This is a genomic window from Clostridium culturomicium (assembly GCF_000821305.1).
In the GTDB taxonomy this organism is placed as follows: Bacteria; Bacillota; Clostridia; order Clostridiales; family Clostridiaceae; genus Clostridium_J; species Clostridium_J culturomicium.
Genome location: NZ_CCXK01000016.1, coordinates 195,315 through 212,151, shown reverse-complemented (window position 1 = coordinate 212,151; position 16,837 = coordinate 195,315). Strand labels below are relative to the sequence as shown.

Sequence of the window (16,837 nt, the reverse complement as noted above, 5' to 3'; positions counted from 1 at the left end):
AAAATTATAGGAGGAATAAAAATGAAAAAGAAAATATTAATTGAGGGAATGAAATGTAATAACTGTGTAGGTCATGTTAGAAATGCATTAGAAGAGATGGAAGGTGTTTCATTACTAGAAGTTAACCTTGCAGAAAAGTATGCTTTAGTGGAAACTGAGATTGACAATTCAGTTTTAAAGGAAGTAATTGAAGATGAAGGCTACGATGTAGTTGGAATTGAATAGGATAGAATAAAGATAATAACCTTCTTTTGGGTTAGTAATAGATAACACTTATAGATTTAAAGTCCAAATTTAATTTATAAGTAAATAAAGATGCTTTTAATTAAAGCATCTTTATTTTGTTTTAATAATTTTATTAATTTATTAATTAAGTATACAATAATAGAGAATATAATTGAAATAAATATAATGAAGGTGAAATATATGTTTTTCATAGGTGTTTTTGGAATTGAAAATAAACAAAAGGAAATATGTGAAGTTAATCAAGTGCAGTGTAAAAATTGTGAAGGAATTTCATCAGGCAAATTATATAAAACTTTTCAATGTTTTCATTTTTTCTTTATTCCAATAATAAAATGGAATGAGGAGTATTATTTAAAGTGTAATAGCTGTAGAAATATATTTAGAATTTCTTCTGAAAAGGGAGGAAATTTTGAAAAAGGCATGGGGGAAGAGTTAACTTATTGGGATTTAGAAGAAGTTAAAAATAATTATGGTAGTGATGCAACTGAGGATAAGATAATTTGCCAAAGTTGTGGAGCTAGTATTGATAATAAATATAAATACTGTCCTTATTGTGGTAATAAGATGTAAATTAAATGTTAATTGACTAATTTAAAGTGATTAAAATAAACTTTACAGGGTAGTAATTAGAATATGAAATGCAATAAGATTAAATTATCTAAAAAGGGGTGATATTAACCAGTGATTTTCATATATATGAGTAAGAAGATTTTCTTTACACAGTATTAAGTTTAGAAAATCAATCATATATTTTAAATTTAATATAGCAATTAATTTAATTTATCAGAATATTGAAAAATATTTTAAATATTGTATAATTAAATTAATTAAACTTATTGTATTTTATTAATAAAAAGTTTGGGGGCGTTTAAAATGATTCAAGTATTTTGTAAAGAAAAAGGCTCTGGAAAAACAAAAGCATTAATAAACTTAGCAAACTCTAAAGTAAATGAGTGCAAGGGCAATATGGTATACATTGATGATGACAATAAGATGTTATTGAAGGTTGATAAGCAAATTAGGTTTATATGTTCTACAGATTTTAACATTCACAACTATACTGATTTTTATGGATTTATCTGCGGAATAATTTCCAAGGATTATGATGTTGAAAGCATATTTATTGATGGAGTTTTGAGCGATGTGTGTAGGGACCAGCATGATATTAATGAAATACTAAATAAGTTAGATTACTTATCAGAAAAGTTTAAAATTGATTTCTATGTGAACATTAGTTGGAAAGAAAATAGCATACCTGATACTATTAAGAAATATGTTGTTTGAAGAAAATTTTTATTTTCCCTTGCAAAGTAGTTGCTTTGATAGTAATATGTATTTAAAATATAATATTTTAAAGACGATGATAAAAAGAAGTATCTAGGAGAATTTTAAAGAGAGCTGATGGGTGGTGTGAATCAGTAAAGGACTTAGTGAAATACATTTTTGAGTCTTAGGCTGAAATAATAGTAGGCTGTTACGGGTTCCTAACGTTATTAAGGAAGAGGAAATTAAAATTAATTATTTAATTTTAGTTTTGAAATTTGGGTGGTACCACGATATTTTCGTCCCTAGTATTTTATATACTAGGGGCTTTTTTTATTGAAATAAGATTAGGTAATAAAATGCTTAAGAAAAGATACCATAAGGTATATAAGTAAGCATAAGAAGAATTAGGAGGGTATTATGAGTAATAATGTTTATGATGTGTTAAAAGAGCGTGGCTTTTTAAAGCAACTTACACATGAAGAGGAAATGAGAGAAATACTTGGAAAGGAAAAGGTAACTTTCTATATAGGATTTGATCCAACGGCAGATAGCCTTCACGTTGGACACTTCATTGCTATGATGTTTATGGCACACATGCAACAGGCTGGTCACAGACCAATAGCGCTAGTTGGTGGAGGAACTGCCATGATTGGAGACCCATCAGGAAGAACTGATATGAGAAAGATGTTAACAAAGGAAGACATCGATCACAATATAGCTTGTATTAAGAAACAGTTATCAAAATTAATAGATTTTAGTGATGGAAAAGCAATATTAGAGAACAATGCTGATTGGCTTTTAAACTTAAACTACGTTGACTTCATAAGAGACATAGGAGTTCATTTTTCAGTTAATAAAATGCTTACTGCTGAATGTTTTAAGCAAAGATTAGAGAAAGGATTATCATTCCTTGAGTTCAATTACATGTTAATGCAAGGATATGATTTCTTAGTATTGAATCAGAAGCACAACTGCACAATGGAGTTAGGTGGAGATGACCAATGGTCTAACATTTTAGCAGGTATGGACTTAATAAGAAGAAAAGAAGGAAAGTCAGCTTACGGTATGACTTGTACACTTCTTACTAAGAGTGATGGACAAAAAATGGGTAAGACTGCTGGTGGAGCTGTATGGCTTGATCCAGAAAAGTTCTCACCATTTGATTTCTACCAATACTGGAGAAATGTTGATGATGCAGACGTTGATAAGTGCTTAAGACTTTTAACTTTCGTTCCAATGGATGAAGTAAGAAGACTTGTAGCTTTAGAAGGTTCTCAGATCAATGAAGCTAAAAAGGTTCTAGCATTTGAGGTTACAAAGCTTATCCACGGAGAAGAAGAAGCAGAAAAAGCTAAGAAGGCTGCAGAAGCTTTATTCAGTGGTGGAGCTGATATGAGTAACGTTCCAACTGTTGAAATAAGTGTAGATATGAAGGATGGATCTATTTTAGATATTATTGCTTCAACTGGAATTGTACCATCTAAAAAAGAGGGTAGAAGATTAATTGAGCAGGGTGGACTTACAATTAACGATATAAAAATTGATGATGTAAATGCTACCTTCAATGAGAGCTATGTTGAAAAAGATGGTTATGCTCTTATAAAAAGAGGTAAGAAAAAATACTATAAGTTAGTTATAGCTTAGTATTTTGAAATAAAATGTAAATAAATTTAAAGAATAAGGAGTAGGCTTTGGCATACTCCTTATTTTAAATGAAACTCCTTCTCATATGCATTCGAAGGAGTAAGTTCGACAATCCAAATCATAGATTTGGGTGCTCACTTATGGTATAGTTTAAGAGACATATTTTCTTGATACCAGATTTAGAATTATTTATGATTATATAGATAACTAGTTATTATAGGACGAGTTTTGGTCAATATTAGTAAGTGAAGGACTAAATTTTTGATTTAGTTACTGGAGCTTAAGTCAGTAGAGTACTCCTTAGAATAGACACAGAAGGAGTTTCTAAGTAAATTAAAAATAGTAGGTGATATAATGGCATTATATGCAATTGCGGATCTTCATTTGGCATCTTCAGGAGAAAAACCTATGGACATCTTTGGTGAGAAGTGGAGCAATCACCATGAGAAGATAAAGGATAATTGGCTGGGGAAGATAACAGAAGAAGATACGGTTTTAATAGCAGGCGATATTTCATGGTCAATGAAAATGGAACATGGAATTGAGGATTTAGAATATATAAATAAGCTGCCAGGAAAAAAGTTCTTCGTAAGAGGAAATCATGATTATTGGTGGACTAGTATTAATAAATTAAACTCTATGTTTGAAGGAATGAAGTTTATTCAAAATAATTTCTTTACCTATGGAGATTACGCAGTATGTGGAAGCAGAGGCTGGATATTAAAGAACAATCCTAAATTTAATGAACATGATCAAAAAATTTATGATAGAGAATTAATTCGTTTAAAGCTTTCTTTAGATACAGCGGTAAAGGCTGGATATGAAAAAATTATGGTTATGATTCATTACCCACCGATAGTACCAAATCAGTTAGATAATGAGTTTACACAGTTATTTGAGGAATATGGTGTGGAAAAAGTTATTTACGGACATCTTCATGGATGGGGCCTTGCCAATGTGTTTGAGGGCGAACATAATGGGGTGGAGTATATATTAACTTCATGTGATTATATTCATTTTAATCCTATAAAAATTATGGAGTAATTATATTAAGTGAAAAATGAAAAATGATAGATTGAAGAAAGAGTTTCTATAGATAATAAAAGATATAGAAACTTCAAAGGAATTTCAACCTTAGTGTTCAGCTTTAATCTTTCATTTTACATAAATATTAAAAGGAGTAATGGGAATGGGATTATTTAGTGGCGTTATGGGCAATGCATCAGAGGTGAACGTAAATAAAATTCAAGATGACTATGGTAGATTATTAGGTTCTAATGAGCAGATTGAGAAAGCCTTTAAGCTTATAAGAGACATGATGATTTTTACTAACAAAAGATTAATTATCATTGATAAGCAAGGGATGACTGGTAAGAAGGTTGAATATCATTCAATACCTTATAGAGCAATAACTAACTTTAAGGTGGAAACAGCAGGACATTTTGACTTAGATGCAGAGCTTAAAATTCATATTTCAGGTATGTCAATGCCAATTGAAAAAACTTTTGGAAGTGGATGTAATATTTATGAGGTTCAAGCACTGTTAGCAGAGTATTGTTGTAAATAAGTTGAATTTTAATATTTAAAGTAGAAATAAGGTGTGAACTCTCATTTTAATATGAGAATACACACCTTATTTTTATATGCGTTTCTTTATTAATTTATCTATGGAGCATTTGTGATAGCTTTAACAAAAATATAATATAGAATTAAAATTATTTTGAAATATATTGAAATTATTATAGGATAATGATATTATTCATATATAATTAAAATTAAATAGGCAAATTTAGAGAAATCTAGAGACGCAAAGCTATAGGGACTAAGGTTTATCTAGTTGCTATCATTGCTAACACTCCATGGGAGCTAAGCATTGCTACTGTATGGATAAGTTCTTCTAAGTTTTAGACAAGAGTAAGATATTCATTTTAAGGAAACTCCATCTGAAGCTAAGAATTACTTGATAACTATGTCAGCCAGTTGCCAAAGAGTACATTATACTTTTTGTTTCAAAATGAATTAGTATTGTTACGTCTATTAATTATGTAAAATATTAAATTCAAAAGAATAATATAAAGCTGCTCTTTTTGAGTAGCTTTTTTTAATGTAACTCTACGGGAAATAATAATTAGGGGGTAAAAATGAATAAAAGAAAAATAGCAGCCATAATGGCAGCCACAGTAATTATTAATTTTTCTGCAACATCAATTGAGGTTTTCGCAGATGAAATGTTAAGAAGTGAAACTTCCATAGTAAAAGAGAAATCCACTAAAGCAACTATAAGTAAGTTTGAGTTATCAAACCACAGTAATATAGATGCTTATAATCAAATGTTCAAAATGGATAACTCCAATATTGAATCAATAACTAATAATGGTGGGAAATATGGTTCTTCAACTATTGATAAAGCTATAGATGAAGATTTTAGTACCCATTGGGAGACAGGAAACCCAAATAAGGCTGAGTTTACAAATGAGGTTGTTTTTAAATTAAATGAAATAACTACTTTAAACAGAATAGTATATGCAGCAAGACAATCATCGGCTAAAGGTAAAGGCTTCGCCGAGGAGGTAGAAATTTACGGATCACTTACTGATGAAGGAGACGATTTTACTTTAGTAAGTACTGGTGAATATAAGGGCTCAACTGGGGATACAGTAGAGATTAAATTTAATCCGACTCAATTTAAGAGAATAAAGTTTAAATTTATAAAAGCTAATCAAGACTGGGCTTCAGCATCAGAATTTATGTTCTATAAAGAAGATAAAGTAAGTGAAAAAATTAAGAACTTATTTACTGATGATACAATGAGTAAGGTTAACGAAGAATTTAATAGTATAGATAAGTTAAATGCTTTAGAAGAAGTTAAAGAGCATCCACTCTATGAAGATTATAAAATTTCTTTAGAAGATGCAAAAATACTTTTACAAGGAAATAAAATTGAACCCACAACTGCAAAAGTTTCAAGATTAGAAGCTTATCATAATGAAAAAGATGCTGAATATAGTGAGCTTTACAGAATGCCAAATGATAACATAACTAACGTAAGTGCAAATGGAGGAGTTTATCCAACTACTAAGTTAGAATATATGTTAGATGATAATCCAGATACACATTGGGAAACAAAAACTAATAATAATGAAGATTTTACTAATGAAGTAATATTTACATTAGACAAGCCTGAAGTGTTAAATAGAATAGCATTTTTAGCAAGAGATAATAGAAAAGGGTTCCCAGAAGAATTTGAAATATACGGTTCAGAAACAACGAATGGGGATACGTTCCAACTAGTAGCAAGAGGAAGTGCAAAAAGCACAAATGACTTCTTAGAGTTTAAGTTTGAGCCAACTAAATTTAAAAGAATAAAGTTTAAGTTTGTAAAAGCTAATATAAACAGACCATTTGTGGCTGAATTTAGATTTTATAAAGAAGACGCTATAAGTGATAAGTTTGATAGGTTATTTACAGATAACACAATGAGCACGGTTAGTGAAGAATTTAATACTACAGATAAAATAAATGCATTAGAGGAAGAAGTAAAAAAACATCCGTTTTATGAGATTTTCAAAGAAAACTTAGAAAATGCTAGAGAATTGTTAAATGAGCAAAAAATAGAAGCTATAACAGCAAAGACAAGACAATTTGAACATTATTCTAATGAAGAATATTCAAGTTTATTTAAAATGGATAACAATAATATAAAGAGCATTAGAAATAATGCAGGTCATTATTCAACTGCAGTGATAATAAATGCTATAGATGGAGATTTAAATACTTATTGGGAAACTAACAAAGGAAATACAAGTGAGTTTACAAATGAGGTAGAAGTAGAATTTATTGAAGCTGTAGAATTAAATAGAATAGTATACGGAGCAAGAAAATCTGATAACAAAGGATTTGCTAAAGAGTTTGAAATATATGGTTCTACAACATCTAAGGGAGATACATATCAACTTGTAACTACTGGTAGTCATAACAAAGTATCTGGATTAGTTGAAGCAAAGTTTAATCCAACTAAGTTTAAAAGAGTGAAATTTAAATTTAAAAATTCAGATCAAAACTGGGCTACATTATCAGAAATAGAATTCTATAAGCAAGATGCTATAAGTGATAAGGTTGATAGTTTATTTACAAATGGATTAATGAATAAATTATCAGAGGAATTTAATACTATTGATAAGTTACAAGCTTTAGAAAATGAAGCTAAGGGACATCCTTTAGAAGATTCATTTAAAGAATCATTTGAAATAGCAAATAAAATACTTAATGGTGAGCTAGAAACTGTAAAAGTTATTGAAGCAGAGCAACATGGAAATATGGTAGCTCATGCTAATAAAAACTTAAAGTTTGGATTTGGTAATAATAATCAACCAACAGGTGTAGCTGCAAAACCAGGTGAAGAGATAATAGTTTATGTAGATGCAGATCCAAGTGAGCCAATGCCAAGTTTAGCATTTGCACAGCAAGAAGGAAGTTTTGCTAACTGGATGAGAACAGTGAATTTAAAGCCAGGTAAGAATGTGATAACTGTTCCTGAAGTAGCGATAGATAGTTGGTATAAACATGATGTAACTAGAGGTGGATCAATATATATAGTAAATCCGTATACTCTAGAAGAGCAATCTAAAGTCCCAGTTATAAGATTTGCCTCAGGTGGAGAGAAGTATCCATATTTAACAGCTGATACTGATGTAGAAGAATTTAAAAACTATTTGATAGACTATAAGAAAGCAATTGACGAAGATATAGCTAAAAATCCTAATGTTTTAGATAGAGAAGTATTAGATATCTTCGAGTTTGTAAGTGACCATATAGTGTGGACAGGTACTGCATCAGGAGCATATAAAGCATATATAGAACAAGGTGCAAATCCACTAGGTACAGTAAATCGTTACAATAATCATATGAAAGAGCTTTTTAAATACTATGGACTAGATGGTAGCAATGAGCAAAATGATCCTAAATATATAAGAGAAAATGTTAGACTAGCACAACCTTATGGATATATGTATGCATACACAAATCATATAGGAGTACAAAGTGATGTAATGACAAGCTTACTAGTTGGTGAGCCAGGTTGGGGATTAGATCATGAGATAGGTCATAGAATGGATGTAAATGCGAGATTATATGGTGAAGTTACAAATAATATGCTACCTATGTATATGTCTGCATATTACAATAAGATAGATAATAGAATACCATATGAAAATGAAGTTTATAAGAATGTTATAAGTGAAAATTCTAATAAGTATTCAGAAGGTGGACTTGCAGAAAATTTAGCTGTATTTTGGCAGCTAGAAATGTATAAGCCAGGTTATTGGGGTGAATTAAATAAACTGTATAGAGAAAGAAATGTTGACCTAGGAAAAGAAAATCCTGATAATGTTAAGATGCAATATTTAGTTAAATTCTCATCAGAAGTAGTAGGTGAAGACTTAAGCGAATACTTTGCAAGACACGGCTTTGAGGTTAATGAGGAAACTAGAGTGGAAACTAGTAATTATCCAAAACTAGATAAAAAGATATGGTATCTAAATAATAGTAAGGCTAATTATAAAGGAAATGGATTTGAAGAGGATACTAGTTTAGATCTTTCACTTAATAGAGTAGAAAATGGAGTTAAGTTAACATTTAATATAAGTGAAAATGCTAAATCAGATTTACTAGGATATGAAATATTTAGAGATGGTGAGTTAATAGGATTTACTTCAACAAATACATTTATAGATACTAATGCAGATAGAACTAAGAATTCTAGGTATGAAGTAATACCTTATGATCTTAACTTAGGAATAGGAAAATCTGCTGTGGTAAATTCATTTACACCAAGTATGAGCATTAAACAAGATAATATGACTTTATCATTAGGAGAAGAGTTTGATCCTATGGATTATATAAAAGTATTAGACCATGAAGGAAATGATATAACTTCTAAGGTTAAGGTTACACATAATGTAGATACAAGCAAAAAAGGTGTATATGAAGTTAAGTATGCAGTAAGTGATGAAGGTATTGAAGTAGAAAAAGTTGTAGATGTTAAAGTAGTAAGCTCATATGATTATGCATCAGACTTACAAGAGGTATCTTCAAAAGTTGGGTCAGGTTCACTAACAAAAGATAAATCTATTAGAGGTGGAACTATTACTTTCTTAAGAAATGGAAGTGAATTTACTTATAATAAAGGCATAGGAGCTCATGCAAATTCTGAAGTAGTTTATAATATTGAAGGTAAAGGCTATGAATATTTCGAGAGTTACATAGGGGTGGATCAATGGGCAAAAAATACTGCAGCCTCAGTTACTTTTGAAGTATGGGTAGATGGAGAGAAGAAGTTCGATAGTGAAGTATTTAAACATGATACAGATTCTGGATATGCGAGAGTTAATGTAAGTGAAGCTAAGGAAGTAAAACTTATTACAACAGATGCTAAGATTAGCGGAAACACATATGACCATTCAGTATGGGCAGATGCTAAGTTTATTAAAAATAATATAAAACCTGTTATAAATGTAGAGGAAGAAGTTTCTTATGTTAAATTAAACAGTGATTTTGATTTAACGTCAGGTGTTACTGCAAATGATAGGGAAGATGGTAATATAACCGAAAATATTAAGGTTAATAGTAATAATTTTAATATAGAAAAGTCAGGAGAATATACTATAACTTACACTATAACTGATAGTGATAATAATATTACAACTAAAGACAGAAAAGTTGTAGTTTATAGTGAAAGTGATTATTTATCTGATATGGAATGGGAATCAGCGGTATCAGGATGGAAAACTGTAAATAAAGATTCAGCAGTTAATTCAACTAGCAAAATAAAGCTTAAGGTTAACGGTGAAATAAAGGAATTTGATAAAGGTATAGGAGCTGCAACAAATGCAGAAATAGTATATAACTTAGATGGGAATTACACTAATCTCTCAACATATGTAGGTACTGATAAAAACTACGATGACAATAGAACTACTATAATATTTAAAATATTTGCAGATGGAGAGGAAGTTTATACTTCAGATGTAATAAGAAGAGATACAGAAGCAGAACTTGTAAATCTAGATGTTACTGGAGTAAAAGAACTTAAGTTAGTAGCAAATGATGCAGATGGAAATGGTCTTGGAGATTTTGCTTCATGGGGAGATACTAAAGTATATACTACAAATGCAAAACCAAAATTAACTATACCAACATCAGTATCAACTAAGCTTGGACAAGAAATAGATTTAAATGAAGAATTTAGTGCAATAGATGCTGAAGATGGAGATATAACTGAAAAGGTTGAAGTGACAGGTAAAGTAAACTTCAACAAAACAGGAAAATATCCAATTACTTATACTGTAACTGATAATGATGGTAATGAAGTAGCTAAAACTAGAACTATAGCAGTAGTTGATATGAATGATTATAAATATCTAAGTGATTATGATTGGAAAGCTACTCAAAATAGTTATGCTGCTCCGAAAAAGGATATATCAGCAAGTGGTAAAGCTTTAAGATTAACTAATGAAGATGGTAATGAAGTATCTTTTGAAAGAGGTATAGGATCCCATGCAACTTCAACCATAACATATGATTTAACAGATAAAGATTATGGATACTTCAGCTCATATGTTGGTGTAGATAGACAAATGTTTAATTCGGTAGGATCAGTTACCTTTGAAGTATATGTAGATGGTGAAAAGAAGTTTGACAGTGGGTTAATGACTGGAAAAACTCCTATGAAATATGTAGAAGTTGATATAAATGGAGCTAAGGAATTAAAACTTGTAGTAACTGATGGTGGAAATGGAATTGGTTCAGATCACGCTACATGGGGAGATACTAAACTTCATTTTGCAAAAGATGTACAAGGTAATTATGAAGAATTAGAATCATTAGTGAATGAAGCTAAGAAGTACGTGAGAGATGATTATACTGAAGAATCATTTAAGGTACTTGAAGAAGCTTTAAATAAAGCTGAGATTATGCTTACAGATAAAATAAGCAATCAAGCTGAGATAAATTCAATGGTTTCAGAATTAAATGAGTCAATATCTAAGTTAGAGGAATATGTAGATCTAAATGAAGTTATAACTATCAAAGATGAAGCTCTTAAAGATATTATTAAGAAAGAGCTTAACTTAGCAAGTGATAATATAACTATAGGTGATATGTATAAATTAACAAAGTTAGATGCTTCAAGCAAATGGATTTCAAGTTTAGAAGGCTTAGAATATGCTAAAAACTTAGAATCATTAGATGTATCATATAACGAAATTAAAGATTTATCACCACTTAAAAACCTTAAAAAATTAACTAATTTAAATGCAGAACTTCAAATAATAACAGAAGGTATGCTATATGCAAAAGATAATAAAATAACTTTAGATTATAAAGTATTAAACAGAAATGGTGAAAGGTTAGCACCAAAAGAAATAGTTATAAGAAGTAATAGAAGTACTGAAGCTATTAATTTAACTTTAGATGAATTAGTAGATGAAAATGGAGTTATTTCTTTTGATATTTCAAACTTTGATAAATATGTTCATAGTATATATTTAGTATATGAAGATGAGCAAGATAATTTCTTAACTCAATCACTTTATATGTTTGATGTAAAATAATTGATATAAAATCCCTTCTTAGATTATAAAGATTTAATCTAAGAAGGGATTTTGTTACAATGAAGAGGATAGCAACCAAGCTAGGAATAAGATTATACTTTCTATTCTTAGCATTAAACCTAGGTTGAGGGTGAAGACACAAAGTTTATGGCGTAATAAAAGGAAATAGAGGGGTACATATGAAGATTTTATTAATTGAAGATGATATTAAATTAAAAGCATATATCAGTGAGTATTTAGAGGCCTATGATTTTAAGGTTACAACACTAGAGGATTTTGATAATGTGATGAATAAGATTGAGGAAGTAAATCCTAATTTAATAATATTAGATATAAATCTACCAAAGTTTGATGGATATTACTATCTAAGAGTTATTAGAAAAAAATATAAAACACCAGTGATCATATTATCTGCAAGAAGTGATGAAAGTGAACAAATAAGGGGAATGGAACTAGGGGCAGATGATTATATAACAAAACCTTTTGTTATAGGAATATTGCTTGCAAAGATAAATGCATTATTACGAAGAACAAATGAGTATATAAATATAGTGGATAGTAGTGAAGAAACTAAAAGTAAAGGTGAAAGTTTATTAGATTTAATTCATGAAAGTATGAAACTAAGATATAAAGATCAAATTATAGAGCTAACGAAAAATGAATATAGAATACTTAATATCCTATTAAGCAATATAGGAAAAATAGTAACGCGGGAAGATCTGCTTGAGGCATTATGGGATGATACGATTTTCGTTGATGATAATACATTAACTGTAAACATCACTAGGGTTAAGAAGAAGTTAAATGATTTAGGTATTCAAAATTCAATTGTAACTAAAAGAGGAGTAGGCTATGTATTTAATGAAGTTGATAATTAAGGTAGGTAAGGCTAAGAGTAGAGAATTAATTACACTTACAATAAATTCTTTGACGGTAATTATATTTTATTACTTATTTTTCGAAAATAGTGAAATTATATATCCATTAATGCTAAGTGCCTTTATAATAATTATTTATTTTATTTTTGAGGTTATAAAGTATAAGGTTTTCCAAGAAAAATTAAAAGATAGTCAAGTTAGTCCTAATTATCGCAATGTTAGCTTAAGCTCTAGTGAAGAGGAGATTTTAGGTGTAATTAGTGAAATACATAAAGAATATTTAAATAGAATTGATACATTAAAACAGGAAATAAATGAAAGAGAGCAGCTATTTTCTCAGTGGATTCATAATATGAAAACATCAATAACTGTAATAGATTTAGCTTGCAATCAAAATGATTTAGTTAATGGGAGCAACAAGTATATTGAAGATATAAAAGAAGAAAATAACACTCTTAAAAAGAACTTAGAAGAGTGTTTAAATGTATTGAGATTAGATGATTTTTCAAGAGATTATATAACTACATCATGCAATTTAAGGGACATTATAAATAGTGTGGTTAACTCAAAAAAGAGAGATTTTATATATAAAGGTGTATTTCCAGTAGTGAATATAGATGAAGGTATAAATATTTATACTGATAGGAAGTGGTGTATATATATGCTGGAACAAATAATATCTAATGCAATAAAGTATTCTGAAAGTAAAAGCAGCAATAAAATAGAAATATTAGCAGTTGAAAATAATGAAGAAATAGAACTTTTAATTATGGATGAGGGTATTGGTATTACTAAAGAAGATTTACCAAGAGTATTTGATCCATTTTTTACAGGTAACAATGGAAGGAAAGAAAGAAGTTCGACAGGTATAGGGCTTTATATGGTTAAGATAATATCTAAAAAATTAGGCCATGGTATTAGTTTAAATTCAAAAGAAGGAAGTGGAACAGAATTTAAGATCATATTTAGAAAAAATAGTGATGTTTATTAATATAGTAATATATCAAACCTTTCAAAAATGTAAGGTTACGTAAGGATAATCAATTAGAGAGATTTGGAGCCTCCTTTATACTTGTATTGTAAGGTGTGTAGGAGATGAAGACACAGCATAATAATATAAGTGAGGTAGAAGTAGATGGAAATTTTAAAGGTTGAAAATTTAACTAAGGTGTATAACTCTTATAAAGGAGCGAAGGAAGTTACAGCTTTAGGTGGAATAAATTTAATTATAAGACAAGGTGAGTTTGTTGGAATAATGGGGCCAAGTGGAAGTGGTAAGACTACTTTACTTAATATTCTTTCAGGAATAGATAAAAGCACGTCAGGTCAAGTTAGTATAAGTAATAGAGATATAAGTAAGATGAAAAAAGATGAATTAGCTTTATTTAGAAGAAAAAATATAGGTTATATTTTTCAAGATTTTAACTTACTGGACAGTTTAACCTTAAAGGAGAATATAGGATTGCCTTTAGTCTTAGATAAGAAAAATCCTAAGGAGATAGAAAATAGGGTTGATGAATTAATGAATTTCTTTAATATTGGAGATTTAAAGAAAAAGTATCCTTATCACATTTCAGGAGGACAGAAGCAAAGGGTGGCTGCTGCAAGAGCATTAATAAACGATCCTGAAATAATTTTTGCAGATGAGCCTACAGGAAATCTAGATTCTAAATCAGCTAACAATATAATGGGAACAATAAGTAAAATGAATGAAGAGATAAACAGTACGGTATTAATGGTAACCCATGACCCTTTTGCAGCATCCTTTTGTAAAAGAATAATATTTATTAAGGATGGAAAAATTGTAATGGAAATCACATCTGATGGAGATAGAAAAAAGTTTTTTGATAAGATTCTTGAGGTTCAAAGTGTTATAGGAGGGGAAAACTAATGACTTTTTCTTCGATAATACGAAAAAACTTTTATTATAATTTTAATAAGTTTATTTCTTTCTATTTTGTAAATTCACTAATTATAGCCATGCTGTTTATGTATGGTAGCTTAATATATAATCCGTCTATCTTAGACAGCGTAGGAAAAACCACATTATATGAAACTGTTAATATGGCGCTACTTGGAATTGTATTATTTTCAGTGGTGTTTATAACCTATACTAATATTTCCTTTCTTAAAAATCGAGGAAAGGAATTTGGAATGTATTTGACCTTAGGGATGACTACTAAGGATTTAACCAAGATTATCTTTGTTGAAAACTTAGGGATAATGAGTGCCTCTCTTGTAACTGGAGTTTTTACAGGAGCTTTATTTGGAAGACTATTTTATTTAGGCTTAAATAGATTTTTAATCAACACTAAGGTGGTTTATGAGTTAAATTACAAAAGCTTTCTTTTAAGCATAGGGGTTTTTGTTTTAATTTTTATTGGAAATCTTATCTTCAATATTATTTATATTAAAAGAATATCAATCATTGATTCAATCAAAGCTTCAAAGAAGAAGGAAATAGGAAATACCCATGTGATATTGGGAGCTATAGCTCTTGTGGTTTTAGTAATTTCTATGTATTGTCTTCCAAAGACATTACTTAAGGAAATTTTTAAAGATCAGTCCTATATGATAGGAGTATTTGTTGCATTGATAATGATTTGTCCTTATATAGTTATAGGCTCTTTAATAGGTGTAGTAAAAAGCTTACTAAGGAGATTTCCTAAGACATACAATAGCAATTTATTAGTGCTTTCAAATCTATCCCATAGGTTTTTGAGCTATAAGAATATATTATATATGCTATCGATTTTAACAGCAGGAGCCATGTTCTTTGTGGGATATTCATACTCCATGTTCAAATCCAGTGAAGAGTTTGTAAGAAGAGATAATCCCTATGATCTTATGTTTATAGAAACAGAAAAATATAATGTGACTGAAAAGGAAGATATAGAGGAAGTTATAAGTGATAGTGGTGGAAAAATTGAAAAATATAGCGTTTTAGAATATGTAGAAATACCTTTATTTAGAGAAGATAGAGACCAATATATTTATAGAACAGGTAGTCAAATGATTTTAAGTGAAACAAATTATAATGAGCATATGGGAACTAATATTGATATTAGCTTAAAGGGAGCTTTATATGTTACCACTTATGAGGAAAAAATGGAATTTCAACATCCAACAAGTATCTTAACATCTATAGATGAAAGCAGAATGGATGAATTTCAAGAAGTAGCTTTGAAAAATAATTTTGTAATAAGTGAAGAACAGATAAATGAATTTAAAGATGATAATATAGCTCTAGTTATAAATGGTGAAAATATAAAAGAAGAAAAAGGTGTACCATTTGTTAATGAGAGGAGTACTATGGAATATTCATTGGGAAATGCCTTGGTACTTGATGATGAAGACTATGAATTTCTAAAAAGTAGTAGAAAAGAAGAATATATAAAAAAGGTTCATTTACTTAATGTGAAAAATGGTGATGTTGCATTTGAAGGCTTAGTATATTACTTAAGAGATAAAAATGGATTTGATGAATCCTATTGGCAGGAAGGAAACCTTTGGGGAACAGCTTCCTATGATGAAAGGGGAACAAGGGAACTATACAGACCTATATATACTGAAGAACTTATAGAAATACAGCTTAATGATAATGGAATGATGTTTTTCACTATGATATTTATAGGAGCTTTATTTGTTATTGCTAACGGAGTAGTTCTATACTACAAGGTCTTAGCTGATATTGCAGAAGAAGAGGAAAGATTAACCGCTTTAGCTAGAATTGGGATCCATGAAAAAGAAATAAAAACAATGATAAGTAAGGAAATCGGAATAACCTTCTTTATGCCAGTTTTATTTGGTGGAGGTTTAGGCTTATACTTCCTTTATGTAATGGTATCTAATTCAGGAGTGGAGCAGATTATTATGAAGCAAAGCATGTTAGTTTTGATTTGTGGCATTGTATTTCAGATTATATTCTATTTAATCTGTAGAAGGAAGTATATTAAAGAAGTAGTAAGATAAATATAAAAAATCAATCGAGGAACTTGATTCTGAGGTTGATTTTTTTGCTATAGTATTTCATAAATTTTTGTGTCATATAAAGAAACAGGCCTTTATTATCTGAAATATTGGTATTAGAATCCAAAGAGTAGAGGAGGTTACTAAGGTCTTTTGAAAACTGATTCTAACAATAAATATTCAAAGGGGGCATAACATTTTACCAAGAAAATTTTAGATTTTATG

11 protein-coding genes, 1 riboswitch and 1 other annotated feature are annotated in these 16,837 nt (G+C 29.5%); all 11 genes read left to right on the top strand.

Features of this window, described 5'->3' with window-relative positions; translation table 11 throughout:
- Window positions 1–21 precede the first annotated feature (21 nt).
- The 11 genes from BN1075_RS10455 (at window position 22) to BN1075_RS10405 (ending at window position 16,615) form a co-directional block, all read left to right on the top strand.
- Window positions 22–225: a heavy-metal-associated domain-containing protein gene (locus BN1075_RS10455; protein WP_040193092.1), complete on the top strand. Its 204-nt coding sequence runs from the start codon at window positions 22–24 to the stop codon at window positions 223–225.
- 186 nt (window positions 226–411) lie between these two features.
- A complete protein-coding gene (locus tag BN1075_RS10450; RefSeq protein ID WP_235777782.1) occupies window positions 412–816 on the top strand; it encodes a zinc ribbon domain-containing protein in 405 nt (134 codons plus the stop codon).
- A 303-nt stretch (window positions 817–1,119) separates the two neighbouring features.
- Window positions 1,120–1,530: a hypothetical protein gene (locus BN1075_RS10445; RefSeq protein ID WP_040193091.1), complete on the top strand. Its 411-nt coding sequence runs from the start codon at window positions 1,120–1,122 to the stop codon at window positions 1,528–1,530.
- Between the two features lie 67 nt (window positions 1,531–1,597).
- Window positions 1,598–1,819, top strand: a binding site (T-box leader).
- A 110-nt stretch (window positions 1,820–1,929) separates the two neighbouring features.
- Window positions 1,930–3,156: a tyrosine--tRNA ligase gene (gene tyrS, locus BN1075_RS10440; protein ID WP_040193090.1), complete on the top strand. Its 1,227-nt coding sequence runs from the start codon at window positions 1,930–1,932 to the stop codon at window positions 3,154–3,156.
- Between the two features lie 354 nt (window positions 3,157–3,510).
- On the top strand, window positions 3,511–4,200 hold the full coding sequence (locus BN1075_RS10435) for a metallophosphoesterase (protein WP_040193089.1): 690 nt from the start codon (window positions 3,511–3,513) through the stop codon (window positions 4,198–4,200).
- A 145-nt stretch (window positions 4,201–4,345) separates the two neighbouring features.
- Window positions 4,346–4,723, top strand: a complete 378-nt coding sequence (locus tag BN1075_RS10430) for a PH domain-containing protein (protein ID WP_040193088.1) — start codon at window positions 4,346–4,348, stop codon at window positions 4,721–4,723.
- A 205-nt stretch (window positions 4,724–4,928) separates the two neighbouring features.
- Window positions 4,929–5,001: riboswitch (cyclic di-GMP riboswitch) on the top strand.
- A gap of 296 nt (window positions 5,002–5,297) precedes the next feature.
- Entirely contained in the window at window positions 5,298–11,765 is a 6,468-nt protein-coding gene (locus BN1075_RS10425) for an NPCBM/NEW2 domain-containing protein (RefSeq protein ID WP_040193086.1), read from the top strand.
- Between the two features lie 179 nt (window positions 11,766–11,944).
- Window positions 11,945–12,643: a response regulator transcription factor gene (locus BN1075_RS10420; protein WP_040193085.1), complete on the top strand. Its 699-nt coding sequence runs from the start codon at window positions 11,945–11,947 to the stop codon at window positions 12,641–12,643.
- On the top strand, window positions 12,627–13,634 hold the full coding sequence (locus BN1075_RS10415) for a sensor histidine kinase (protein ID WP_197072297.1): 1,008 nt from the start codon (window positions 12,627–12,629) through the stop codon (window positions 13,632–13,634). The genes BN1075_RS10420 and BN1075_RS10415 overlap by 17 nt, the downstream gene beginning before the upstream one ends.
- Before the next feature lie 144 nt (window positions 13,635–13,778).
- Complete coding sequence (locus BN1075_RS10410; protein WP_040193083.1) at window positions 13,779–14,534, top strand: ABC transporter ATP-binding protein; 756 nt, start codon at window positions 13,779–13,781, stop codon at window positions 14,532–14,534.
- Window positions 14,534–16,615 (top strand): ABC transporter permease, encoded by a 2,082-nt coding sequence (locus BN1075_RS10405; RefSeq protein ID WP_040193082.1) that lies wholly within the window; start codon window positions 14,534–14,536, stop codon window positions 16,613–16,615. The genes BN1075_RS10410 and BN1075_RS10405 overlap by 1 nt, the downstream gene beginning before the upstream one ends.
- The last annotated feature ends 222 nt before the right edge of the window (window positions 16,616–16,837 follow it).